Below are 25,192 nucleotides of genomic sequence, written 5' to 3' on the forward strand. Positions count from 1 at the left end.
GCGCCCGCTCGTGGCGTACGGCCCCTGACGGCCCGCCGGGTCAGCCGGCGGCCGGGGCGTGTGCCGGCTCCGGGACGCCGGCGGCCGGGAGCCGCTCCGCCGAGGCCGACAGCAGCCCCCACAGGCCGACCACGGCCTCCCGGTCCCACCACGTCCCGTCCTCGCCGCCCAGATGCAGCAGACCCACCACGATCGAGGTCAGCAGCTGGGCGGTGCGGCGCGGTTCGGCGTCCGGTGCCTCCGCCGCGCTCGGCCGGCCCGGCTCGCCGGTCCCGCAGGTCACCGCCTTGTCGAGGAAGAGCGCGTACCAGCGCTGCTCCAGGGCGTAGATGCCAAGACCCGGTGCGGTCTCCGGCCGCAGGCGCAAACCGGCGCGCAGTACGGCGTCCGACTCCACCCGGCTGAACAGCTCGACGGCGAAGTCCTGCACGGCGGTCGCCAGCGGCCGCGGGGAGCGGGCGAAGCCGTTCTCGATCTCCTGCAGGGTGGCGAGTGCGGCGTCGCGCACCGCGAGGGTGAGGTCGTCCTTGGACGTGAAGTGGAAGTAGAGGGCTCCTTTGCTCAGCCGGGCCCGCCGGCTGATCTCGACCATGCCCGCGGCGGGAACCCCCTTCTCCAGGAAGGTCTCTGCGGCCGAGCGGATGAGTGCCTGGCGGCTCTGGATGGCGCGATGCTGGGTGGGCACGGTGTCCGTCCCGTCTCTAGTACGGCTGCGAAGCTGATTGCAGTCTACATAGAAAACCAACCATGCGGTTCGATATGGTCGGGGTGAATGGCCTGAACTGGTGCGCCCTGGCGAGAAGCTGATGTCCGGCCGCGGATTCCGGGCCTCCGGTGGCGCCTGCGGGCCCTGTGTCGCCAGTCTGGCCTTGCGGGGAAGCGTTGTCGACCCGTCAGGATGTGACAAAGGCACATTGACAAACAGCGCAGGCGGTTTTTAAATCTCCGAAGGCGGTAAACGGGACGATCCGTTCCGATGTAGCCGCCGCGACGGTCGCGTACCGCCCTTGGACAGCGTGTGCGCCATGGCGAGACCGCCTCTGCCCCTTACCCGTCGCCGACCGCAGGCCGCCCAACCAGCAGAGCCGGCCACGTCACCCGAATCCCCGCACCCCGCACCCCGCACCCCCATCGGAATCCGGAAAGGTCTCCAGCCATGCGCGTAGCAATGGAAGTCGGCGAACGTCCCGCGAGAGGCGCACGGGGCGCAGGAGGCGAGACGATCAGGGCCGCCGTCTTCGATCTGGACGGCACCCTGGCAAACACCCTGCCCGCAATCAGCAAACTGCTGGTCAAGGTTGCCTCGGAGCAGGGCTGTTCGGTGACCGCGCGGCAGGCGGCCTCGGCCATCGGCAAACCCCCCGGCCCGGCCTTCGGTCGGCTGCTGGGCAAGCCCGAGGACGACGGCCGGGTGCAGGCCGCCATCTCCCGCTACCGCGAGCTGTTCGCCTACGAGGTGCTGTGCCAGGGGCCGCAGCTGCTCTTCCCCGGTGTGACGGCGGGGCTGTCCGCGCTGCGCGCCCATGGTGTCGAGCTCGCCGTCGCCACGTCCAAGACCACCCGCAGTGCCGAGGCGCTGCTCGACGTCATGGGCATCCGCGACCTGGTCGGCCCGGTCATCGGCCAGGACATGGTCCGGCGTGGCAAGCCGCACCCGGAGATGGTGCTGCGGGCGGCCGGCCGGCTGGGCGTCGCGCCCTGGCAGAGCGCGTATGTGGGGGACACCGTGGGGGACATGAGGATGGCGGTCACCGCGCGCATGGCGCCGGTCGCGGTGACCTACGGCGTCGGCACGTTCGGTGAGCTCGCCGCGGTCGCCGGCACCCGGATGTGCAGTTCGTTCAAGGACGTGGTCTCGGTGATCGCCGCTGCCAGGCCGCGGCCGGCCGTCGCGGTGGGGGCCCAGCAGCGCCGCCGCTGAACCGCGGACGGCGCCTTACGGACCGGCCGTCGCCTGGTGCGCGTAACGGGCGCCGGTGGTCCGCAGCATGCCGTGCAGCCTGCTGAACACCTCTGCCGCGCGGCCACCCGGCCAGTCCTCCGGAAGGAGGGGAGAGGGCAGACCGGGATCGGCGTACGGCAGGTGGCGCCAGGCGTCCAGGGCCAGCAGATAGTCGTGGTAGGCAGCCTCCGGCGGCACCGTGCGCCGTCGTGACCAGCGCCGCAGGACCGGCTCCTGTTCGTCGAGGAAGGCGCGGTACTGCGCGGCGATGGCGTCCAGGTCCCACCAGCGTGCCACCGCGTCCGCCGTGGCGGCGAAACCGGCGTGCGTGCCGGTGAACAGATCGACGTACGGGGCCAGTTGCAGCCGTTGCAGGGTGTGCCGGGTCTCCTCGTAGAGCTGTGCGGGCGCGATCCACACGCCCGGCGCGGCGGTGCCGAAGCCGAGCCGGGCCAGCCGGGAGCGGAGCAGGTGCCGTTTGTGCCGCTCCTGCTCGGGGACGGAGAACACGGCCAGTACCCAGCCGTCCGAGGTCCGCGCGGCCGGCCGGCCGAAGATCCGTCGGTCGCCGTCCTCCAGGAGCTCGCGGGCCGCGTCGGACAGTCCGTAGGCGGCCGCCCCGGTGGCCGTACGCGCGGGGACCAGCAGCCCGCGCCGCTTGAGCCGGGAGACCGCGGAGCGCACCGACGGCGGATCCACCCCGAGCACCCCGAGCAGCCGGATCAGCGCGGCGACCGGCACCACAGCCGTCTCGCCCGTCACGCCCGGCTCGCCGCGCCCGTAGGCGCCGTAGAACGTGACGATCAGGGACCGCGGGGTGTGCTGTGTTTGCTGGTCGGTCACCGGGTCACTCTAGGGTCTGTCCGATGGGTCAGGGTCGGAAAGGCCGCGGCGTCTGGTGCGGTGCATCGCAAGGCGCCGGAGCGTCTCGATAGCGGAGCTCTCGGGACGTTTCGGCAACGCCGCGAGGTGCCGTGCCAGACGTCGCGGACCCGGCCCTGGCTCATCGGACAGACCCTAGAGGGGCGTGCGGAGTCGGAAGCGCTGGAGCTTGCCCGTGGGGGTGCGGGGGAGGGTGGTGTGGAAGACGATCTCGCGGGGGCATTTGTAGGGCGCGATACGGGTCTTGGTGAAGGCGCGCAGCGCGGCGACGGTGTCCTCTCCCTCGGGGACGCCGGCCCGCAGCACGACATGGGCGACGACGACCTGTCCGCGGTCCTCGTCGGCCCGCCCGACCACCGCGGCCTCGGTCACGTCGGGGTGCTGGAGCAGGGCGTCCTCCACCTCGGGGCCGGCGATGTTGTAGCCGGCCGAGATGATCATGTCGTCCGCGCGGGCGACGTAGCGGAAGTAGCCGTCGGGCTCGCGGACATAGGTGTCACCGGTGAGGTTCCAGCCGTCGCGGACGTACGCGGTCTGCCGGGCGTCCGCGAGGTAGCGGCAGCCGGTCGGGCCGCGTACGGCCAGCAGGCCCGGTTCGCCGTCCGGTAGCGGCGTGCCGTCCGTGCCCACCACCCGGGCCTGGAAACCCGGCACCGGCAGCCCCGTCGTACCCGGCCGGATCGCCTCGTCGGCGGCCGAGATGAAGATGTGCAGCAGCTCCGTGGCGCCGATGCCGTTGATGATCCGCAGGCCGGTCGCCCCGTACCAGGACTGCCAGGTCGCGGTGGGCAGGTTCTCGCCGGCCGACACGCACCGGCGCAGCGAGGAGACGTCGTGCCCGTCGAGTTCGGACAGCATCGCCCGGTAGGCGGTCGGCGCGGTGAACAGCACCGACACGCGGTGTGCCGCGATGTCGGCGAGCAGCCGTCCGGGCCCGCCCCAGTCGGCGAGCAGCGTCGAGGCACCGGCCCGCAGCGGGAAGACCACCAGCCCGCCGAGGCCGAAGGTGAATCCCAGAGGCGGGCTGCCGGCGAACACGTCGTCAGGGGTCGGGCGCAGCACCTGTGCCGAGAAGGTGTCCGCGATGGCGAGCACATCGCGGTGGAAGTGCAGGCAGCCCTTGGGGCGGCCGGTGGTGCCCGAGGTGAAGGCGATCAGCGCGACGTCGTCGGCCGCGGTCGCCACCGCGGTGTACGGCGCGCCGGGCCGGGCGAGCCGGCGCAGATCGTCCGGCCCGTCCCCGCCGTAGGTCGTGATCCGCAGCCCTGGGACCCCGGCCGCGGCGAGGTCGTCGACGCAGCGGGCGTCGCACAGCGCGTACCGCACCTGGGCGATCTCGCAGATCGTGGCGAGTTCTTTCGGGCGCTGCGCGGCCAGGACGGTCACCGCGACCGCCCCCGCCTTCATCACGGCGAGCCAGCAGGCGGCCAGCCACGGGGTGGTGGGGCCGCGCAGCAGCACGCGGTTGCCCGGCAGCACCCCGAGCCGGTCGGTGAGCACCCGGGCGATCGCGTCGACCTGTGCCCGCAGCTGCCCGTAGGTCCACACCGGCCCGCTCGCGTCGCGCACCGCGGGACGGTCCGCGCCGAGCCGTGCGATGGTGCCGTCGAGCAGTTCGGCGCCGCAGTTCAGGCGGTCGGGGTAGCCCAGGTCGGTGAGGTGCGGCCACTGCTCGCGGGGCGGCAGCCGGTCGCGCGCGAAGGTGTCGGCGTGGGCCGAGGACCGTAGCTCCATGGCGGATGCGCCCCCTAGGGCGGCCGGGTGGCCGACTCGGTTGGCTGCTCGTCCGGCCGGCCGGGGCCGGTGCGACGAGTGGTCGAGGACTGCCGTTCGGATGCTTCGTCAGCGTAACGTGTTGGTGACGGCAGTCAACAGACCGCGATAGAGGACCGCTACCAGGGAGCCGCCTCGTGACTGTATTCGCGCTGGGACCGGACGAGCGGCAATGGTGCGCCGAGCTGCGCGCCATGACGGCCGAACGGCTGAGTCCGCTGGCGGAGAAGGGCGCGGCGGGCCGGGTCAACCGTCCGCTGGTCGCCGCCCTCGGCGAACTGGGCCTGCTGCGCCGCCTGTTCCCCGCCGACGGAGCGCTGCGCGCCCTGGATCTGTGTCTGCTGCGGGAGTGCCTCGCCCAGGAGTGCACGGAGGCGGAGACCGCGCTCGCGCTCCAGGGCCTGGGCGCCTACCCGATCGTCCAGGCCGGCACCGATGCCCAACGTGCCCGCTGGCTGCCCGAGGTGGCCGCCGGGCGCGCCGTCGCGTCCTTCGCGCTGAGCGAGCCCGGCGCCGGTTCGGACGCCGCCGCGCTGTCCCTGGCCGCCGAGCCGGACGGCCCGGACGCCTGGCGGCTGACCGGGGAGAAGTGCTGGATCTCCAACGCCCCCGAGGCCGACTTCGCCACCGTCTTCGCCCGCACCGGGGGCGCGGCGGGCGCGCGCGGCGTCACCGCCTTCCTCGTCCCCGCCGACCGGCCGGGACTGACCGGCGAGCACCTGGACATGCTCAGCCCGCACCCCATCGGGACGCTGGTGTGCGACGGTACGCCGGTGACCAGGGCGGATGTGCTGGGCGAGGTGGGCGGCGGGTTCGCCGTCGCGATGGCCACCCTCAACCTCTTCCGGCCGAGCGTGGGCGCCTTCGCGGTCGGTATGGCGCAGGCCGCGCTGGACGCGGCGCTGGCGCACGCGGGCGCGCGCACCGCGTTCGGCGGTCCGCTGAAGGACCTGCAGTCCGTGGGCCACCAGCTCGCCGAGATGGCCACCCGGGTCGAGTCCGCCCGCCTGCTGGTGTACGCGGCCGCCTCCGCATACGACACCGGTGCCCCGGACATCGCCCGCCGCTCGGCCATGGCCAAACTGCTGGCGACCGAGACCGCCCAGTACGTGGTCGACGCCGCGGTCCAGATCCACGGCGCCCGCGCGCTGCGCCGCGGCCACCTCCTGGAGCACCTCTACCGGGAGGTCCGCGCCCCGCGCATCTACGAGGGCGCGACGGAGGTGCAGCGCTCCATCATCGCCAAGGAGCTGTACCGGCACTGAACGTCAACCGCCCGTGCCGGTACCGGACTCCGCCGCGCGGCCCGATCGCTGCCGGCCTCAGCCGTTGACCTTCCACACGCTGCCCAGCGTGCACTTGCCGGACAACGTGCCCTGCTCGCTGGGGCTCTTGATGAACGTGCCGGTCACCGTGGTGGGCAGGGTCTGGCCGGCGGCCACCTTGAGCGACGAGATCTGCACGACGCCGACGTAGCCGCCGGAGGCGTCGGTGAACCGCACGCTGCCGTTGTAGGTCGCGGGGCTCGTGGTGTTGCCGTTGGTCACGCTCAGCTTGGCGGTCAGCGTGGAGGACGCGCTGTCGACCTGGCAGTCGGTGATGCGGATGTCCGACTCGGGCGGGGTGGTGGATCCGGAGGACGGCGAACCGGTGGTCGTGCCAGTGGTGGTGGTGCCGCTGGTGGTGCTGCCGGAGCTGCTGTATCCGCCGCTGGACGTGCTGCCGGAGCTGTACTCGCCGCCGGAGCTGCTGGAGCTGCTGCTGGAGCTGTGGCTGCCGCCGCAGCCGCCACCGTGCGAACCGCGCGCACCGGTCAGCGCGACGACCACCAGTGCGCAGACGGCGACAGCGCGAACATGGCGAATCTTCATCCCGAGTTCTCCCCCGTGACAAGCGGCCGCCTCCGTGGGCGGCCGCTGCGTACGCGTAGCCGTACGCGTAGCCGAATGATGACGCGCTCGCCGGTCTCCTCGACGGAATTCCTTGACGAGCGCGCGTCAGGCTAGCAAGCGGACGCCCGGAGGCCGAATCCCGGGCGGTGGGCGGCCGACGGGCGAGTGTCAGTGGCGGATGTCAGGCTGAAATCACGAAGGATCCGCGAAGGGAATCGTCATGATCACTACTGACTTCGTCCCTGGCTCCCCGTGCTGGATCGATCTTGGCGCGCCCGATGTCGAGGTCGCGGCGGCCTTCTACCGAGCGGTGTTCGGCTGGCGGGCCGAACCGCACGGTGAGCAGGGCGCGAGCGGATACACCCTCTTCCGGCTCGACGGGAAGGCGGTCGGCGCGGTCGGCCCGCTCACCGAGGACGGCGCCCGTTCCGCCTGGACGATCTACTTCCACACCCCTGACGCGGATGCCACGGTCGAGGCGGTGGCGGCAGCGGGCGGCTCGGTCCGCTCGGCGCCGGCCCCGGTGGGGGCGGACGACGGCCGGCTCGCCCAGCTCACGGATCCGCAGGGCGCGGACTTCGCCGTCTGGCAGCCGGCGAGATATCCCGGTATCGAGGCCGCGGACGCCCCGGGCACTCTGGGCTGGACAGAGCTGTACACCACCGACCCGGCCGCCGCGCAGACCTTCTACCGGACCGTCTTCGGCTGGCACACCCAGGACATGCAGCTCCCCGCGGGCGGCGGCACCTACACCCTGCTCCGCCCCGCGAACTGCAGCGAGAAACGGATGCACGGCGGCCTCATCGGCGTCCCCGCCGATCTGCTCGGGCCCGGCGGAAAGCCGTACTGGCACCCGGTGTTCGTCTCGAAGGACTGCGATGCCACGGTCGGGCTGGTGACGGGCAACGGCGGCACGCTGTCGATGGGGCCGGAAACCGCCGAGGACGTCGGCCGGCTGGCGGTCTGCACCGACTCCTCGGGCGCGGAGTTCGTCGTCCTCACACCGCAGGCGGGCGCGCTGGGCTGACCGCCCTTCACCCTCCCCGACGTTCGACGACGCCCCTCCCGCCCCGACTCCTCACACACCGCGCCCCGAAGGCCCCACCGCCGAAAGGCTCACAGGCACCGGCACCCGGCCGCACCTCCCCCGTATCCCACGCTGCACGAACGCGGCGCGACGCAAGCGGCGTTCAGCCCGGCCGCCGCGGCCCGGCTTGCCGCGGCCGCGCACAGATTCGGCGCGTCGCTCAATGCGGACTGGGAATTTCCGATTAGCCTTTCGTAACTGTACGAGGTTGATCAATTACTGATCGCATCCGTTCAGAACACCGGAGATGACATGCACAAGCTTCGTAAGGCTGCCGTCGTGGCGGCCGTCCTCGGCAGCGTCGCCTTCCTCGGCGCCGGCTCGGCCTCCGCCGACGGCGGGAAGCACAGGGGCGGCAACGAGTTCAACATCAAGCAGGGCAGCTCCTGCCGGTCGCACGACCTGAACGTCGACGTACTCGGCGAGGTCGGCATCCTCAACGGCGTGCTGGGCAACGCGCTCGGCGGCGAGGGCTCCCCGGGCGCGCAGTCCACCACCATGGGCTCGTCGATGGGCTGCAACAACGCATTCGCCGACGGCGGCGGCAAGGACGACAAGGACGGCAAGGAAGACAAGGACTACTAAGAGTCCGCAACGGCCCCGGGTATCCGCGTCACCGGCCGGGTGCCCAGGGCCCGCTTTCACCCTTCGTCAGGGGCCGGGCGTCCTCGCCCGGCCCCTGACGGGCAGCTGAAAGACCACTGACCAGGCTTCCCGGGGGAATCCTGGTCAGTGTTCGTCGTTCGGGCCCGGGGCAGGTGGCACCGGTCAGGTGGCCACGTACCGGGGAATCCGCCGCCTCTGGCGCGGCGGAATCCTCTCGTCAGATGTCCCGGAAGATCTCGATCTGCGCCCCGATCGAGTTGAGTCGCTCCGCCAGGTCCTCGTAACCGCGGTTGATGACATAGACGTTGCGCAGTACGGACGTGCCCTCGGCGGCCATCATGGCGAGCAGGACCACGACGGCCGGGCGCAGGGCCGGGGGGCACATCATTTCCGAGGAGCGCCAGCGGGTCGGGCCGTCCACCAGGACCCGGTGCGGGTCGAGGAGTTTGACCTGGGCGCCGAGCCGGTTGAGGTCGGTGAGGTAGATCGCGCGGTTGTCGTAGACCCAGTCGTGGATCAGGGTCTGGCCCTGGGCGCTGGCGGCGATGGCCGCGAAGAAGGGGACGTTGTCGATGTTCAGGCCCGGGAAGGGCATCGGGTGGATCTTGTCCAGCGGGGCCTGGAGCTTGGAGGGGCGGACGGTCAGATCGATGAGCCGGGTGCGGCCGTTGTCCGCGGGGTACTCCGTGCTGCGCTCGTGGTCCAGGCCCATCTCCTCCAGGACCGCCAGCTCGATCTCCAGGAACTCCACCGGGACCCGGCGGATCGTCAGCTCCGACTCGGTGACGACCGCCGCCGCCAGCAGGCTCATCGCCTCGACCGGGTCCTCGGAGGGCGCGAAGTCCACATCGCGTTCGATGTGGGCGGTGCCGTGGACGGTCAGGGTGGTCGTGCCGATGCCGTCGACCCTGACGCCCAACTCCTCCAGGAAGAAGCAGAGGTCCTGGACCATGTAGTTGGAGGAGGCGTTGCGGATCACCGTGACGCCGTCGTGCCGGGCGGCGGCCAGTAGCGCGTTCTCGGTGACGGTGTCGCCGCGCTCGGTCAGGACGATGGCCCGCTTGGGGGCGACGCTGCGGTCGACCTCGGCGAGGTAGGTGCCGTCGGTCGCGGTGATCTCCAGCCCGAAGTGGCGCAGCGCCGTCATGTGCGGGGTCACGGTCCGGGTGCCGAGGTCGCAACCGCCCGCGTACGGCAGCTTGAAGTGGTCCATCCGGTGCAGCAGCGGGCCGAGGAACATGATGACGCTGCGGGTGCGGCGGGCCGCCTCGGTGTCCATCGCGTCGAGGTCGAGCTCCGCGGGCGGCACGATCTCCAGGTCGTTGCCGTCGTTGATCCACCGGGTGCGCACGCCGATGCTGCCCAGTACTTCGAGGATGCGGTAGACCTCCTCGATGCGGGCCACCCTGCGCAGAGTGGTGCGCCCCGCGTTCAGCAGCGTGGCGCACAGCAGCGCGACGCAGGCGTTCTTGCTCGTCTTCACGTCGATGCTGCCGGACAGCCGGCGGCCGCCGACCACACGCAGATGCATCGGTCCGGCGTAGCCGAGCGACACGATTTCGCTGTCGAGTGCTTCACCGATACGGGCGATCATCTCAAGGCTGATGTTTTGATTCCCGCGCTCGATGCGGTTCACCGCACTCTGGCTGGTGCCGAGCGCCTCCGCGAGTTGCGTCTGCGTCCAGCCGCGATGCTGTCGGGCGTCGCGGATGAGCTTGCCGATGCGTACGAGGTAGTCGTCTGCCATGGGCCGACCGTATCTCAGATATGAGATGGATGCGCAATTGATGGTGGCTAGATTGTTCTACTAATATGCAAACAACTGAAGGGTGGTCACCACGCATATGAAGCGCGCTCCTCGTCCGTCTCTGCCGTTAAAGGCCATACTTCGTCCGCTTATTGCCGCATTTCCCTTCGTCGTCGCCGCCGCGACGGCCACCGCGGTCCACGCCTCCGTCTCCACCCGGCTGCCCGACCCGCTCGCCACCCATTTCGACGCCGCCGGCCGGGCCGACGGCTTCTCCGCCACCCACGGCTTTCTGACGGGCCCTCTCCTCGCCCTGCTCGCCCTGGGCGTCGTCTTCACCCTGCTCGGCGAGGTGCCCAAGCTCGCCACGGCGGCCCCGTGGGTGATCGCGACCGGATACGCCGTCGCCGCCGGTATCGGTTACGCGCTCTGCCTCACCCTGCTCGGCAACGCGGGCGCCGCCGACGCCTCGGCCGTACGGCTGCCGCTGTGGCAGGTGCTGCTGACGATCCCGGTCGCCCTGCTCGCCGGCGTGCTGGGCCGTCTGCTCGCCGGCGCCGCACCCCGCCCGCCCCGCCGGCCGGCGGGCGACGCGCCCCGGCTCGACCTCCCGGCGGGCACGACGGCCGGCTGGTCACGCACCATCAGCTCGCCCCCGCTGATGGCGCTGGGCGGGCTGGTGCTCTGCGGCGGGCTCGCCACCGGCGTCCTCGGCAGTTGGTTCTCCTGCCTGATCCTCGTCCTCAGCGGGACGGTGTGCCTCGCCGTCACGTCGGTACGGGTGACCGTCGACCGCCGCGGTCTGACCCTCGCGCCGGCGCTGCCGCAGGCCTTCGGCATCAGGTTCCGGCGCATCGGCCCGGACCGCGTGGCCGAGGCCACCAGCCGCCGGGTCGACTGCTTCGGCGAGTTCGGCGGCTGGGGTTACCGTGTCCGGGGCCGCGGCAGCGGCCTGGTGCTGCGTTCGGGTGAGGGAATCGCGGTACGGCTGACCAGCGGCCGGGAGTTCGTCGTCACGGTGGACGACGCGGCGACCGCCGCCGCGCTGCTCAACACCTACGCGGACCGCGCGCGCCCGCGGCAAGGAGGCTGAGGTGCTTTTCCGGGTGGACCCCGGCTCGTCCGTCCCGCTCGGCGACCAGATCGCCGCCTCGGTCCGCGGCGCCATCGCCGACGGCACGGTGGGCACCGGGGAGCGGCTGCCGGCCGCCCGCGAACTCGCCGCGTCCCTCGGGGTGAACGTCCACACCGTGCTGCGCGGCTATCAGCGCCTCAAGGAGGAGGGCCTGATCGAACTCCGCCGCGGCCGCGGCGCGGTGGTCACCGGCATCGCCACCCCCGCGCGCGCCCGCCTCGGCGAGGCCGCCCAGCGCCTGATCGCGCAGGCCCGCCATCTGGGGCTCTCCGACGAGGAGATCGTGACGGTGGTACGGGTGGGCCTGGCGGGCAAGTGAGCCGGGGCGGCGGCCTGTCCGTACGCCGTCTCCGCCGGCCTCGCCCTCAGGGCGCGCGAACCCGGTCATACGCCCTGACCTAGATTGACTACGTGATCACTCGCCTTTCCCCTGACGGAACTCCGGTCCGCCCAGGCAGCCCCTCGCGCGTCCGTGCCCGGGTCCTCGCGCTCAGCGCCGTGCCGCTCGTGGTGCTGCTGGCCGTCGTCGGCCTGGCACCGCTTCCGTACTCCGTTGCACGGCCCGGACAGACCACGGATGTGCTGGGCTCGGACCGTGGTGGCGAGGTCATCTCCATCACCGGCGCACCGGTGCGCAGGACCACCGGTCAGCTGCGGATGGCGGCGATCCAGGCGACCGGGCCGCAGGTCACCGTCCGCTGGGGAGAGGTGATCGACGGCTGGTTCCGTACGGATCGCGCGGTGATGCCCAAGGACGCCGTGTTTCCGGCCGGGATGTCCGATGCGGAGATAGCGCGGCACAACCTCGCGGACATGAAGACCTCCCAGCGTGCCGCCACCGCGGCCGCGCTCGGACTGCTGGGGAAGGACCCGGGCCGGGTGAAGGTGGAGCTCCGCCTCGACGGTGTGGGCGGGCCCAGCGCCGGATTGATGTTCTCGCTCGGCATCGTCGACAAGCTGGACGGCGACGGCAGCGGCGGGGACCTCACCGGCGGCCGCAGCATCGCCGGTACGGGCACGATCGACGCCGACGGGACGGTGGGCGCGGTCGGCGGAGCGGCGCTGAAGACGCAGGCGGCCAGGCGCGACGGAGCGAGCGTCTTCCTCGTGCCGAAAGCGGAGTGCGCTGCGGTGCGGCCGGCCCCGGAGGGGCTGCGGCTGGTCCCCGTCACCACCCTCAAGAGCGCGGTGCAGGCGCTGCGCGCGCTGGCCAAGGGCGGCTCGGTCCCCAGCTGCTGAGCCGGTCCGGCCTGTCATGGGTCGCGCGTGACTCAGTCGTCGAGAGACGTCAGATCCAGTCGTCGCAGCCGCGCGCGGTCGGCGAGGATGTTGATCTCGACGACCTTCCCGTGCGCGACGGTGAAGGCCATGACGGAGAACGGCTCGCCCTCCACCACCGTGACGAGTCCCGCAGCGCCGTTGACCAGCGCCGGCCGTGCGAAGGGGGCGAACCGGGAGAACAACAGCGCCTGTCCGACGACCGACCGTGCCCCGTGGACCAGCTTCGACAGGCCGCCGGGCCCCGCACCGGCGTCGGCGCGCAGCACCACGTCCGGATCGAGGACGGCGAGCAGCGCCTCGAAGTCGCCACCGCGCGAGGCGGCGAGGAAGGCGTCCACCACCTCCCGCTGGCGGGCGGGATCGGTGTCCGCGGCCGGGGCGGTGCCCTGGACGCGACGGCGCGCCCGGCTGGCGAGCTGCCGGGTGGCGGCGGGCGTGCGGTCGACGATCGGCGCGATCTCGTCGAAGGGCATCGCGAACATGTCGTGCAGGACGAAGGCGAGCCGCTCGACGGGGGTGAGGGTCTCCAGGACGACCAGCAGCGCGAGCCCGACCGAGTCGGCCAGCACCGCCTCGTTCTCCGGATCGACGGAGTCCAGGCGGCTCACGACCGGCTCGGGGACGTGCGTGTCGAGGGGTCCTCGCGCCGTGCCTTGCGCATCCGCAGCTGGTCCAGGCACACCCGCCCGACGACGGTTGTCAGCCAGCCGCCCAGGTTCTCCACGTTCTCGGCGCCGGACCGGCTCAGCCGCAGCCAGGCCTCCTGGACGGCGTCGTCCGCCTCACTGAGCGAGCCGAGCATGCGGTAGGCCACCGCCCGCAGATGACTCCGGTTCTCCTCGAACCGCGCCGCCAGCCACTCGTGATCGTTCACCGGTCTGCTGCCTCCCCGTCATGATCCGTCATCACCATGACGTATGCGGCGGGTCGGATGTGACCTGACAACGATCATGACAAGGGTGATGTGCGCGACATCGCCATCCAGGCGCGGGACGCCGCTCCGGCGGCCTACCGGCAGGTCGTCCAGGTCAGTACGGAGATCTCCGGGCGCGGGCGTGTCCTTTTGGACGGCGTTCGAGGAGACAGTGACCGGATTGCGCGGGGAGTCATCGGCGCCCGTCAGGGCATGACCCCGCCGCGACGATGTACTAGAGTTATCTCGACATCGAGATATCTGCCGAGAGGCGTACCGCTGCCGCGCCAGTAAGGCATGCCTAACTTAGGCTCACCTTAGCGGATGGGGCAAGGACCTGTGACGGCAGGATTGCGGTGGTACGCGCGAATTCATGCATGAAGGAGACTGTCGTGTCGGCGAACAGCTTCGACGCCCGCAGCACGCTGCAGGTGGGCGACGAGTCGTACGAGATCTTCCGGCTGGACAAGGTGGAGGGCGCCGCCCGTCTGCCGTACAGCCTGAAGGTGCTGCTGGAGAACCTGCTCCGCACCGAGGACGGCGCGAACATCACCGCCGACCACATCCGGGCGCTCGGTGGCTGGGACTCGCAGGCCCAGCCCAGCCAGGAGATCCAGTTCACGCCGGCCCGCGTGATCATGCAGGACTTCACCGGCGTCCCGTGTGTCGTGGACCTCGCGACCATGCGTGAGGCCGTGAAGGAGCTGGGCGGCGACCCGGCGAAGATCAACCCGCTCGCGCCGGCCGAGCTGGTCATCGACCACTCCGTCATCGCCGACAAGTTCGGCACGAACGACGCCTTCAAGCAGAACGTCGAGCTGGAGTACGGCCGCAACAAGGAGCGCTACCAGTTCCTGCGCTGGGGCCAGACCGCCTTCGACGAGTTCAAGGTCGTCCCCCCGGGCACCGGCATCGTCCACCAGGTCAACATCGAGAAGCTGGCCCGTACGGTCATGGTCCGCAACGGCCAGGCCTACCCCGACACCCTGGTCGGCACCGACTCGCACACCACGATGGTCAACGGCCTGGGCGTCCTGGGCTGGGGCGTCGGCGGCATCGAGGCCGAGGCCGCCATGCTCGGCCAGCCGGTCTCCATGCTCATCCCGCGCGTCGTCGGCTTCAAGCTGACCGGTGAGCTGCCCGCCGGCACCACCGCCACGGACCTCGTGCTCACGATCACCGAGATGCTGCGCAAGCACGGTGTCGTCGGCAAGTTCGTCGAGTTCTACGGTGAGGGCGTCGCCGCCACCTCGCTCGCCAACCGCGCCACCATCGGCAACATGTCGCCGGAGTTCGGCTCCACCGCGGCGATCTTCCCGATCGACGACGAGACCCTGAACTACCTGCGCCTGACCGGCCGTGACGCCCAGCAGGTCGCGCTCGTCGAGGCGTACGCCAAGGAGCAGGGCCTCTGGCTCGACCCGGCCGCCGAGCCCGACTTCTCCGAGAAGCTGGAGCTGGACCTGTCGACGGTCGTTCCGTCGATCGCCGGTCCCAAGCGCCCGCAGGACCGCATCGTCCTCGCCGAGGCCGCGTCGCAGTTCGAGCGCGACGTCCTGAACTACGTGTCGGACGCCGACGAGGCGGGCCAGGAGTCCTTCCCGGCCTCCGACGCCCCGGCCGCCACCAACGGCGTGCCGACCCGCCCGACCACGGTCACCGCCCCCGACGGCTCGACCTACGAGATCGACCACGGTGCGGTGACGGTCGCGGCCATCACCTCCTGCACCAACACCTCGAACCCGTACGTCATGGTCGCCGCCGCGCTGGTGGCCAAGAAGGCGGTCGAGAAGGGCCTGTCCCGCAAGCCGTGGGTCAAGACCACCCTGGCGCCCGGCTCGAAGGTCGTCACCGACTACTTCGACAAGGCCGGTCTGACCCCGTACCTCGACAAGGTCGGCTTCAACCTCGTCGGCTACGGCTGCACCACCTGCATCGGCAACTCCGGCCCGCTGCCGGAGGAGGTCTCCAAGGCCGTCAACGAGCACGACCTGGCCGTGACCTCGGTGCTCTCCGGCAACCGCAACTTCGAGGGCCGGATCAACCCCGACGTCAAGATGAACTACCTGGCGTCCCCGCCGCTGGTCGTCGCGTACGCGCTCGCGGGTTCGATGAAGGTCGACATCACCAAGGACGCGCTCGGCACCGACCAGGACGGCAAGCCGGTCTACCTGGCCGACATCTGGCCGACCGAGGCCGAGGTCAACGACGTCGTCGCCAACGCCATCGGCGAGGACATGTTCAACAAGTCCTACCAGGACGTCTTCGCGGGCGACGCCCAGTGGCAGGCGCTGCCGATCCCGACCGGCAACACCTTCGAGTGGGACACCGAGTCCACCTACGTCCGCAAGCCCCCGTACTTCGAGGGCATGGCGATGGAGCCGGCGCCGGTCCAGGACATCGCCGGTGCGCGCGTGCTCGCCAAGCTCGGCGACTCGGTCACCACCGACCACATCTCCCCGGCCGGTGCGATCAAGGCCGACACCCCGGCCGGTCAGTACCTGACCGAGCACGGCGTGGAGCGTCGTGACTTCAACTCCTACGGCTCCCGCCGTGGTAACCACGAGGTCATGATCCGCGGCACGTTCGCCAACATCCGCCTGCGCAACCAGCTCGCGCCGGGCACCGAGGGCGGCTACACCCGCGACTTCACGCAGGCCGACGGGCCGGTCTCCTTCATCTACGACGCCTCGCGCAACTACATCGAGCAGGGCACCCCGCTGGTGATCCTGGGCGGCAAGGAGTACGGCTCCGGCTCGTCCCGCGACTGGGCCGCCAAGGGCACCGCGCTGCTCGGCGTCAAGGCCGTCATCACCGAGTCCTACGAGCGCATCCACCGCTCGAACCTCATCGGCATGGGCGTCCTGCCGCTGCAGTTCCCGGAGGGGCAGTCCGCCGACTCCCTCGGTCTGACCGGCGAGGAGACCTTCTCCTTCACCGGCGTCGAGGAGCTCAACAACGGCACCACGCCGCGCACGGTGAAGGTCACCACCGACACCGGCGTCGAGTTCGACGCGGTCGTGCGCATCGACACCCCCGGCGAGGCGGACTACTACCGCAACGGCGGCATCATGCAGTACGTGCTGCGGTCGCTCATCCGTAAGTAAGCACCACCGCAGGCAGGTCCCGCACGACGCACAACGGGCCGCACTCCCCGAAGCGAGGGGGTGCGGCCCGTTCCGCGTTCCGGGCGCCGGCGACCGGGTCTACGGCGTCCCGAGCAGCTCGATCTCGGCGAGCGTCGGCCTGCCGTCGGCCACCAGCCGGTAGTGCCGGTACGCACCCGGCCGGGAGATCTGAAAGACCCTGGTCTGGCGGTCCCAGGTGAAGGACTCGGCGCGGCGGCGGTCGACCTGTGTCCACCGCCGGCCGTCGCGGGAGGCCTCCAGGACCCAGGACGTGGGCGCGTCCCCCTTGACCGCCGAGGTGAGGGTGTACGACGTCGCCCGTTCCCGGTCGGTCAGCGCGACCGCGGCGGTGGTGAATTCCGCCGCGGTGTCCGAGGTGTCGTCGAACAGGGCGCTGCCGTCCGGACGGGTCAGATCCGCCTCGGGGGCCGGGATCGAGTCGTCCTGGGTCAGGGAGGTGGGGGCGGCCTTCTTGCCGCTGCCCCAGGCGGACGGTTTCGGGCCCATGCCGAATTCCAGGGTGCCGCCGCGGGCGAGCAGCTTGTGGGGGAGGGCGGTGGAGTTCCAGGGCTTGCCGTTGACGCGCAGGGACTGGACGTAGACATTGCGCGGGGTGTTGCGCGGGGCCTTGATCACCAGATCGCGGCCGTTCTCCAGGTGGATCGTGGCCTTGGTGAACAGCGGTGAGCCCACCGCGTATTCGCCCTGCCCCATCACCAGCGGATAGAAGCCCAGCGAGCTGAAGACGTACCACGCGGACATCTCGCCGTTGTCCTCGTCGCCCGGATATCCCTGTCCGATCTCACTGCCGAGGTAGAGCCGGGAGAGCGCCTCGCGGACCTTCTGCTGGGCCTTCCAGGGCCGGCCCGCCGCGTCGTAGGTGTAGGCGATGTGGTGCGAGGGCTGATTGCTGTGCCCGTACATGCCCATGCGGGTGTCGCGGGCCTCGGTCATTTCATGGATGACATCGCCGTAGGAGCCGGCGAATTCCTTGGCGGCCGTCTCGGGGGTGGAGAAGTAGGCGTCCAGCTTCTCGGCCAGGGCGGAGCGGCCGCCGTAGAGGTTGGCCAGGCCCCGGGTGTCCTGCGGGGCGGTGAAGGCGAAGGTCCAGGCGTTGGTCTCGGTGTAGTCGTGGCCCCAGACGCGGGGGTCGAACCGGTCGGGCGGCAGGCGCCAGTCGCCCTGGGCGTCCCTGCCCTGGAAGAAGCCGACCTTGTCGTCGAAGAGCTTGACGTAGTTCCGGGCGCGCTGGAGGAAGTACGCCGATTCCTCCTTGTACCGCTTCTTGTGCGTCTTGGCGTACAGCGCCTTTCCCATCCGGGCGATGCCGAAGTCGTTGAGGTAGCCCTCCAGCGCCCAGGACATTCCCTCGCGGGTGTCGGTGCTGGTATAGCCGAGGAAGGGGGCGGTGTTCATGCCCTTCCGGCCGACTCCCGGGTTCGGCGGGGCGACGGTGGCGTTCTTGACGGCCGCGGCATAGGCCGCCTCGGCGTCGAATTCCACGCCCTTGACGTAGGCGTCGGCGAAGGCCACATCGGAACTCGTACCGGTCATCAGGTCCGCGTAACCGGGCGAGGACCAGCGGGAGATCCAGCCGCCGTCCTTGTACTGCTGGACGAAGCCGTCGACCATCCTCCCGGCCCGCTCGGGGGTGAGCAGGGAGTAGGCGGGCCAGGTGGTGCGGTAGGTGTCCCAGAAGCCGTTGTTGACGTAGACCGCACCGTCGACGATCTTGGAGCCGGTGTGGGTGGGGGTGTCGGGGCCGGTCTGCGGGGAGAAGGGGGAGGCGTAGCGGGTGCGCGAGCCGACCTTCTCGAAGCCGGAGTTGGGGTAGAGGTAGAGGCGGTAGAGGCTGGAGTAGAGGGTGGTGAGCTGGTCGCGGCTGGCGCCCTGCACCTCGATACGGCCCAGCAGGTCGTCCCACTGCGACTGCGCCCGGCGCCTGACGTCGCCGAATGCCGTGCCGGCCGGGACCTCGCGGGAGAGGTTCGCCTTCGCCTGGTCCACGCCGATCAGGGACGTGGCGATGCGCATCGTCACGGTGCGGTCGGCGCCGGGCCGGAAGCGGAGGTAGCCGGTGACGTCCTTGCCCCCGCCGCCTTGGAGTCTGCCGCCGCCGGTGACCGGTGCGTCGAAGACGCCGTAGACGAAGAGGCGGGTGGCGCCGACGGACAGCCCGCTGCGGACGTCCGAGAAGCCGGTGACGACACCGCGCTCGGTGTCCAGGCTCAGGCCGCCCTTGTTGTTGACGTTGTCGAAGATCAGGCTCGCGTCGTCGCCGGGGAAGGTGAAGCGCATCAGCGCGGCGTGGTCGGTCGGGGTGATCTCCGCCTTGAGGCCGTTGTCGAAGGTCACGCCGTAGTAGTGCGGCTTCGCGGTCTCGTTGGCGTGGTGGAAGGGCAGCGCCCGGCCGGTGCGCGAGGCGTCCGGGGTGCCGGCCGCGACGGACGGCATGACCTGGAAGGTCTGCCGGTCGCCCATCCAGGGACTGGGTTCATGGCTGGCGCTGAAGGCCTGGAGGGTGGGGAGGTTGTCGGCGTTGTTGCGGCGCGCGTACTCGTAGAGCCAGTCGGAGGAGCCCGCGTTGGTGACCGGCGTCCAGAAGTTGAAGCCGTTGGGGACGGCGGTGGCGGGGAAGGTGTTGCCGCGCGAGAAGCTTCCGCTGGAGAGGGTGCCGCGGGTGGTGACGGCGTAGTCGGAGAGGTGGGCGAGCGGCTTGTCCGGGGCCTTGCGGCCGAGGGCGAGGTCGTCGACCCAGCCGCGGAAGGCCGGTGCGGTCCGGGGCGCCTCGGGTGCGTCGTAGGCGACCAGGATCCGGTCGACGGTCTTGCCGGCGGCGACCGCGCCGATCCGCGACTCGCGGTGGTTCCACTGGTTGACGTAGAGCGTCTTGGAGGAGGCCTGGCCCTGCGGGGTCAGCGCGGCGCCGTGCTGGTCGACGGCGCCCAGCTCGCTGAGGTAGGTGCCGTCGGTGAAGGCCAGGTCCACGGCGACATGGGTCGCGGGGTAGGCCAGGTCGGTGGTCGCCATCTCCGGGAAGATCGCGTACGAGAGCGCCGTCGACGCGGTGACCGGAGTGTCGACGTCGAAGATCTTGTTGTACGAGTAGCCGCGGCCGTCCCCGGTGTGGGTGCCGGCGTAGCGCAGCGCATGGCCTCCGGAGAAGCCGGCGTGCGCCTTGGCGGTGGGGGAGTCGGCGGGGCCGGTGCCGGGCGCGGTGCTCATTCCGGGGGCCGCGGGGGTGGTCGGCGGGGTGATGCCGGAGGTCCGGGGCCGTCCGTCGGGCCCGGTCTCGATGCCGTCGGTCCAGTCGGGCCGGGGGTCGCCGGACTCGAAGGAGGAGCGGAAGTCCGGTGCCGCCAGGGGCTTTTGGGGCGGCGCGGCCAGGGCCGGGCCGTGGGCGGTGATGACGAGCAGAGCGGCCGCCACGAGGGCGACCGGGCGGGGGAGGCCCCGCAGTGGACTGTGCCGGTGTCTGAGCCGCACGCGGTCCCTCTCAACCAGATTGACATCGTTGTCAGTTGAACGACGCGACGATAAACAGAGATAAGTAAGGTGCGTGGGCACTTTGGTGTCAAGGGTGCCGCTGCGATCGATGGGCCGGCCGGGTCCCAAGGTGATCCGGCGGGGTGACGGCGGTCGGATCGTCCGCATACCGGGGAGGTCTCAACTAGGGAAAGACTGCTGTCCAACCCTGCATTCGATCTTGCCCCTTCGGCCGGAAGTGGACTATACCTGTCGGCGTCCGAGCGGCCGTACGACCAAGGCCGCGGGGAGCCGGGGGGAGGGCGGGGAACGGATGATTTCCCCGCATATCCCTAGCGCGCCCGGTGCACATCCCGTACAACTCAGCTTCATCTGACCCGCGGTGCCGGGGTGGCTCCGGTACACCGCCTGAGTCCTGAAGAAGGCGAGGACTTGAGCATGGGATCCACCTCAGAATTCAACCGTCGCGATCTGGTCAAGCGGGCCGCGGCTCTGGGCATCATCGCCGTCCCGGCAATGGGGACGCTTTCGGCGTGTGCCACCGGTGGCGGTGGCGGGGACACCGACAACGGCACCAAGAACAAGGGCGAGACCTCGGCGAAGAACCCGCTCGGCGTGAAGAAGGGCGTGCCGATGGAGGCGTTCATCTTCAAGGGCGGGCTGGGCGACCAGTACGCGAAGGACGCCGAGGCCGACTACCACAAGACCTATGGCGTCACGGTCAAGCACACCGGAACCCAGCAGGTCGGCCCGAAGCTGCAGCCGCGGTTCGCCGGCGGAAATCCCCCGGACGTCATCGACAACTCCGGATCCGACCACCTGGACATGAACAAGCTGTCCTCGCAGGGCCAGTTGCAGGATCTGACGACGCTGCTCGACGCGCCTTCGCTGGACGACCCGAAGAAGAAGGTCCGGGACACGCTCTACCCCAGCACTCTGGAGAAGGGTAAGCACAAGGACGCCTTCGATGTCCTCTACTACGCGTTCACGGTCTACGGCACGTGGTACTCCAGCAAGCTGCTGAAGGACCGGGGCTGGGAGTACCCGACCTCGTTCGACGACATGATCAAGCTCTGTGCGGAGATCAAGAAGGCGAACGTGGCGCCCTGGACGTACCCGGGAAAGTACCCCTACTACGTCCACTTCAATATGTTCGCGCAGATCGCCAAGATCGGCGGGCTCGACAAGTGGATCGCCATCGACAACCTGGAGCCGAAGGCCTGGACGTCCAACGACGCGGTCAAGCAGGTCGTCGAGCACTATGAGGAACTCGCCGCCAAGAAGTACTTCCTTCAGGGCAGCCAGGGGCTGACGCACATTCAGTCCCAGACCGCCTGGACCCGCGGGAAGGCCGTCTTCATCCCCAACGGATCCTGGGTGGAGAACGAGGCCGCGCCGACCACCCCGAAGGACTTCGGTATGGCCGTCGGCCCGCTGTTCGACGGCGGCAGCGGCGACAAGTTGCCGCACGGCACCGTACGCGCCGAGCCCAGTGAGCCGTTCATCGTGGCCAAGGGCGGCGAGAACCCGGTCGGCGGTATGGAGCTGCTGCGCATTCTGCTGTCGAAGAAGCACGCGCAGAATTTCGCGACGAAGGTCAAGTCGCTCACCTCGGTCCAGGGCGCGACCGACGGCATGCAGCTCTCACCGGGCCTCTCCTCGGCCGCCGAGGTCGTCAAGAAGGGTGGCGAGAACCTGCTGATGATCCAGCTCCAGGAGTGGTACCCGAAGCTGACGGACGAGAAGCTGGGCGGGCTCACCAGCCAGCTGCTGACCGGTGACATGAAGGCCGCGGAGTGGATCAAAAAGGCCCAGCAGTACGCGGACGAATTCGCCAAGGACGATTCCGTCACCAAGTTCCGCCGCGAGGCCTGAGCACACCGCCACCGCTGACGAGGGAGGGCCGGGGAGCGCATGCAACACGGCAAGTACCGATTCATCGTGGGGTTCCTGGCCCTGCCTCTGCTGATCTACGCGATCTTCGTGATCTCGCCGTTCATCCAGGCATTCCAGATCTCGACCACGGAATGGAGCGGCCTGCGCGGCGCCGCCAAGAGCATCGGTCTGGACAACTACGACAAGCTGCTGCACAGCGACGAGTTCTGGAACGCGCTGCGGCACAACGTCGTCATGCTGGTGCTGGTGCCGATCGCGACGCTGGCACTGGGGCTGTTCTTCGCCTTCATGCTCAACGTCGGGGGACGCGCCCGCCGCGGCGCGGTCATCACCGGCGTCCGCGGAGCGTCGTTCTACAAGTTCGTCTACTTCTTCCCACAGGTCATCTCGATCACCATCATCTCGGTGATCTGGTTCAACATCTACAACCCGGATCCGCACGACGGCATGCTCAACTCGCTGCTCGGCGCGGTGGGTCTGGATTCGCTGCAGAGCTCCTGGCTCGGTGAGCGCAGCCTCGCCCTGGCCTGCATCATGGTGGTGATGGTCTGGGCGAACGTCGGCTTCTACGTCGTGCTCTTCTCCGCCGCCATGGCCTCCATTCCCCGGGAGATCTACGAGGCCTCGCTGCTGGACGGCGCCAACCGTTTCCACACCTTCTTCCGGATCACCCTTCCGCTGCTGTGGGACACCGTGCAGACGGGCTGGGTCTATATGGGCATCATCGCGATGGACGCCTTCGCACTGGTGCAGATCATGTCGGTCAACATGGGCGGCCCGGACGGCGCGACCGACGTCGTACCGCTCCGGCTGTACCAAACCGCTTTCCGTGACAGTCAGTTCGGCTACGCGGCGGCGATGGGTGTCGCCATGCTCATCGTCACGCTGTTGTTCGCCGTCCTCACGATGCGCTTCGCGCGCCGTGAGCGGATCGAGTTCTAGGGGCAGGGCGCATGACGACGGAAACCGACGCGGTGGACAAGCTGCCGGCGACGGCCGGGCGGCGGGCCGAGAGCGGGAAGAGCGCGGGGAGGCCGCGCCGGGGCGCCGAGGGCGGCATACTCCATGTCTTCTCGCACGGCATGCTGATCGTATGGGCGCTCATGGTGGGAATGCCGCTGCTGTGGGTGCTGTGGAGCTCCTTCAAGAGCAGCGGCGACATTCTCACCACGCCCTGGTCACTGCCGGACGTGCTGCACTTCGAGAACTGGGCCAACGCCTGGAACAAGGCCAACATCGGCAGGTTCTTCCTCAACACCCTTGTCGTGGTGGGTGGTTCGGTCATCGGGACGATGGTGCTCGGCTCCATGGCCGGCTACGTCCTGGCACGGTTCACGTTCCCCGGGAACCGCTTCATCTACTACCTGTTCGTGGCCGGGATGTCCTTCCCGGTGTTCATGCTGGTCATCCCGCTGTTCTTCGTGATGCGGGACTTTCCGGGGATTCCGCTGCTGGCGACGTACCAGGGCCTGATCGCGGTCTATATCGCCTATTCGCTGCCGTTCACCGTCTTCTTCATGACGTCCTTCTTCCGCACCCTGCCGACGTCGGTGGCGGAGGCGGCGATGATCGACGGCGCCTCGCACGTGCGGACGTTCTTCCAGGTGATGCTGCCGATGGCCAAGCCCGGCCTGATCAGCATCGGGATCTTCAACTTCCTGGGGCAGTGGAACCAGTACCTGCTGCCGATGGTCCTCAACCAGGACGAGGACAAGTACGTGTTGACCCAGGGCCTCGCCAACATCGCGCTGCAGCAGGGTTATGAGGGCGACTGGGGCGGGCTGATGGCCGGCATGATGATCGCGATGCTGCCGGTGCTGCTGGTGTACTTCATCTTCCAGCGGCAGGTGCAGGCCGGGCTGACGGCCGGAGCGATCAAGTAGACCCCGGCACGTGCCCCGCCCTCGGGGGCGGCCCCGCCGCGGCGGAGCCGCCCCCGAGGCGCGCACATCTGAGCCGCCTCCCGATCATCCCGGACTCAACGTCTTGACGAGACTTCCCGACGGGCGTTCTGCTTAGAGTTCACATGTTGAATCGACAGCCGCCCCCCGAAGGTGTGGGTGCGGTCGGCGGGCGGTCGTGCCCTCCCCAGCTGTGCGGGGAGGCACCCCCGGCCCGAGACAGGAGTGGATGAGTCGATGGAGACTCCGGGGTCGCAGTCCTCGTTGCACCGGGCCAATCTGGAGCGGGTCGTGCGCGCGGTGCGTATGGCGGGCTCACTCACACAGGCGGAGATCGCCCGGAGCACGGGGCTGTCCGCGGCCACCGTCTCCAACATCGTCCGTGAGCTGAAGGACGGCGGGACCGTCGAGGTGACCCCCACCTCGGCGGGCGGGCGGCGGGCGCGCAGCGTCTCGCTCTCCGGTGACGCGGGCATCGTCGTGGGCGTCGATTTCGGGCACTCCCATCTGCGGGTGGCGGTCGGCAACCTGGCCCACCAGGTGCTCGCCGAGGAGGCCGAGCCGATCGATGTGGACGCCTCCGCCGCCGAGGGCTTCGACCGGGCGGAGCGGCTGGTCAGCCGGCTGATCGCGGCGACCGGCATCAGCCCGGGGAAGGTCATCGGCGTTGGCCTGGGCGTGCCCGGCCCCATCGACGTCGAATCGGGGACGCTGGGCTCGACCGCGATCCTGCCGGGCTGGTCGGGGACGAACCCCAGCCAGGAGCTCTCCGGGCGCCTCGGGGTGCCGGTCTACGTCGACAACGACGCCAACCTCGGCGCGCTGGGCGAGCTGGTGTGGGGCGGCGGTCGCGGAGCCTCCGACCTGGCGTACATCAAGGTCGCCAGCGGTGTCGGCGCCGGCCTGGTGATCAGCGGGCAGATCTACCGCGGGCCGGGCGGCACCGCGGGCGAGATCGGGCACATCACCCTGGACGAGTCCGGCCCGGTGTGCCGCTGCGGCAACCGCGGGTGCCTGGAGACCTTCACCGCGGCCCGGTACGTCCTGCCGCTGCTGCAGCCGAGCCACGGCGCCGATCTGACCATGCCGCGCGTGGTGCAGCTGGCCCGCGAGGGGGACCCGGGCTGCCGTCGGGTGATTGCGGACGTAGGCCGCCATATCGGCAGTGGTGTGGCGAATCTGTGCAATCTGCTCAATCCCAGCAGAGTGGTACTCGGCGGCGATCTCGCCGAGGCCGGTGAGCTGGTGCTCGCGCCGATCCGGGAGTCGGTGTCGCGGTACGCGATCCCCAGCGCGGCACGGCAGTTGGGCATCGTCCCCGGCACGCTCGGGGGCCGCGCGGAGGTGCTGGGCGCGCTGGCTCTGGTGCTGAGCGAAATGGGTGATTCGACCCTGCTCGACGGCGTACAGGGCGTGGACGCGCCCGCTATAGCGTGAGCGCGCTGAGTTCACACAGCTAACGCATGGCACCGTTGCCATCTCGTTAAGGATTTACTTCTTGACGGTCGGCTGGCGGCCGAGTT

Annotated in this window: 18 protein-coding genes and 1 pseudogene; 12 read left to right on the forward strand and 7 right to left on the reverse strand. The window is 70.1% G+C overall.

Annotated elements, in window-relative coordinates:
- Positions 1-40: 40 nt before the first annotated feature.
- Positions 41-685, reverse strand: coding sequence for a TetR family transcriptional regulator (locus ACFWZH_RS18070; RefSeq protein WP_384431440.1), 645 nt, complete (start codon positions 683-685; stop codon positions 41-43).
- Positions 686-1,156: 471 nt separating this feature from the next.
- On the opposite strand from ACFWZH_RS18070, the gene ACFWZH_RS18075 reads away from it, so the two are divergent.
- Positions 1,157-1,921: an HAD family hydrolase gene (locus ACFWZH_RS18075; protein ID WP_384431444.1), complete on the forward strand. Its 765-nt coding sequence runs from the start codon at positions 1,157-1,159 to the stop codon at positions 1,919-1,921.
- A 15-nt stretch (positions 1,922-1,936) separates the two neighbouring features.
- Here ACFWZH_RS18075 and ACFWZH_RS18080 read toward each other — a convergent pair whose 3' ends face one another.
- Positions 1,937-2,785 (reverse strand): PaaX family transcriptional regulator C-terminal domain-containing protein, encoded by an 849-nt coding sequence (locus ACFWZH_RS18080; RefSeq protein ID WP_384431446.1) that lies wholly within the window; start codon positions 2,783-2,785, stop codon positions 1,937-1,939.
- A 174-nt stretch (positions 2,786-2,959) separates the two neighbouring features.
- Positions 2,960-4,558, reverse strand: a complete 1,599-nt coding sequence (locus ACFWZH_RS18085; RefSeq protein WP_384431449.1) for an AMP-binding protein — start codon at positions 4,556-4,558, stop codon at positions 2,960-2,962.
- Between the two features lie 176 nt (positions 4,559-4,734).
- On the opposite strand from ACFWZH_RS18085, the gene ACFWZH_RS18090 reads away from it, so the two are divergent.
- Positions 4,735-5,862: an acyl-CoA dehydrogenase family protein gene (locus ACFWZH_RS18090; protein ID WP_384431452.1), complete on the forward strand. Its 1,128-nt coding sequence runs from the start codon at positions 4,735-4,737 to the stop codon at positions 5,860-5,862.
- Between the two features lie 57 nt (positions 5,863-5,919).
- Here ACFWZH_RS18090 and ACFWZH_RS18095 read toward each other — a convergent pair whose 3' ends face one another.
- Entirely contained in the window at positions 5,920-6,468 is a 549-nt protein-coding gene (locus ACFWZH_RS18095; RefSeq protein WP_384431455.1) for a hypothetical protein, read from the reverse strand.
- A gap of 241 nt (positions 6,469-6,709) precedes the next feature.
- On the opposite strand from ACFWZH_RS18095, the gene ACFWZH_RS18100 reads away from it, so the two are divergent.
- Positions 6,710-7,516: a VOC family protein gene (locus ACFWZH_RS18100; protein WP_384431458.1), complete on the forward strand. Its 807-nt coding sequence runs from the start codon at positions 6,710-6,712 to the stop codon at positions 7,514-7,516.
- Between the two features lie 312 nt (positions 7,517-7,828).
- The gene (locus ACFWZH_RS18105; protein WP_384431461.1) at positions 7,829-8,161 is read left to right on the forward strand and encodes a hypothetical protein; all 333 of its coding nucleotides are present in this window, start codon (positions 7,829-7,831) and stop codon (positions 8,159-8,161) included.
- 238 nt (positions 8,162-8,399) lie between these two features.
- Here the strand turns inward: ACFWZH_RS18105 and ACFWZH_RS18110 are convergent, their stop codons facing one another.
- A complete protein-coding gene (locus ACFWZH_RS18110) occupies positions 8,400-9,929 on the reverse strand; it encodes a helix-turn-helix domain-containing protein (protein WP_384431464.1) in 1,530 nt (509 codons plus the stop codon).
- Positions 9,930-10,026: 97 nt separating this feature from the next.
- Here ACFWZH_RS18110 and ACFWZH_RS18115 point away from each other — a divergent pair, with 97 nt between their 5' ends.
- From ACFWZH_RS18115 to ACFWZH_RS18125, 3 genes are all read left to right on the forward strand, one after another.
- Positions 10,027-11,022, forward strand: coding sequence for a DUF1648 domain-containing protein (locus tag ACFWZH_RS18115; protein ID WP_384431467.1), 996 nt, complete (start codon positions 10,027-10,029; stop codon positions 11,020-11,022).
- Position 11,023: 1 nt separating this feature from the next.
- On the forward strand, positions 11,024-11,383 hold the full coding sequence (locus ACFWZH_RS18120; protein ID WP_384431469.1) for a GntR family transcriptional regulator: 360 nt from the start codon (positions 11,024-11,026) through the stop codon (positions 11,381-11,383).
- Between the two features lie 92 nt (positions 11,384-11,475).
- Positions 11,476-12,303, forward strand: coding sequence for a hypothetical protein (locus ACFWZH_RS18125; RefSeq protein WP_384431472.1), 828 nt, complete (start codon positions 11,476-11,478; stop codon positions 12,301-12,303).
- 32 nt (positions 12,304-12,335) lie between these two features.
- Here the strand turns inward: ACFWZH_RS18125 and sigJ are convergent.
- Positions 12,336-13,219, reverse strand: a pseudogene (gene sigJ / locus ACFWZH_RS18130) (RNA polymerase sigma factor SigJ).
- Between the two features lie 431 nt (positions 13,220-13,650).
- Between sigJ and acnA the strand changes: the two are divergent.
- The gene (gene acnA / locus ACFWZH_RS18135) at positions 13,651-16,365 is read left to right on the forward strand and encodes an aconitate hydratase AcnA (protein WP_384431475.1); all 2,715 of its coding nucleotides are present in this window, start codon (positions 13,651-13,653) and stop codon (positions 16,363-16,365) included.
- Between the two features lie 99 nt (positions 16,366-16,464).
- Here the strand turns inward: acnA and ACFWZH_RS18140 are convergent, their stop codons facing one another.
- Entirely contained in the window at positions 16,465-19,872 is a 3,408-nt protein-coding gene (locus ACFWZH_RS18140; protein WP_384431478.1) for a GH92 family glycosyl hydrolase, read from the reverse strand.
- A 438-nt stretch (positions 19,873-20,310) separates the two neighbouring features.
- On the opposite strand from ACFWZH_RS18140, the gene ngcE reads away from it, so the two are divergent.
- The 4 genes from ngcE to ACFWZH_RS18160 all read left to right on the forward strand — a co-directional run bounded on the left by ngcE (position 20,311) and on the right by ACFWZH_RS18160 (position 25,106).
- Positions 20,311-21,747 carry an N-acetylglucosamine/diacetylchitobiose ABC transporter substrate-binding protein gene (ngcE, locus tag ACFWZH_RS18145; RefSeq protein WP_384431481.1) on the forward strand — a complete coding sequence of 479 codons (1,437 nt, stop codon included), beginning with the start codon at positions 20,311-20,313 and terminating at the stop codon, positions 21,745-21,747.
- Between the two features lie 39 nt (positions 21,748-21,786).
- Entirely contained in the window at positions 21,787-22,710 is a 924-nt protein-coding gene (locus ACFWZH_RS18150; RefSeq protein WP_384431484.1) for a carbohydrate ABC transporter permease, read from the forward strand.
- Positions 22,711-22,721: 11 nt separating this feature from the next.
- On the forward strand, positions 22,722-23,651 hold the full coding sequence (locus ACFWZH_RS18155; RefSeq protein ID WP_384431487.1) for a carbohydrate ABC transporter permease: 930 nt from the start codon (positions 22,722-22,724) through the stop codon (positions 23,649-23,651).
- 255 nt (positions 23,652-23,906) lie between these two features.
- Positions 23,907-25,106: an ROK family protein gene (locus ACFWZH_RS18160; protein ID WP_384431490.1), complete on the forward strand. Its 1,200-nt coding sequence runs from the start codon at positions 23,907-23,909 to the stop codon at positions 25,104-25,106.
- Positions 25,107-25,192: the final 86 nt, after the last annotated feature.

It is taken from the genome of Streptomyces sp. NPDC059008, assembly GCF_042749045.1.
Lineage (GTDB): Bacteria > Actinomycetota > Actinomycetes > Streptomycetales > Streptomycetaceae > Streptomyces.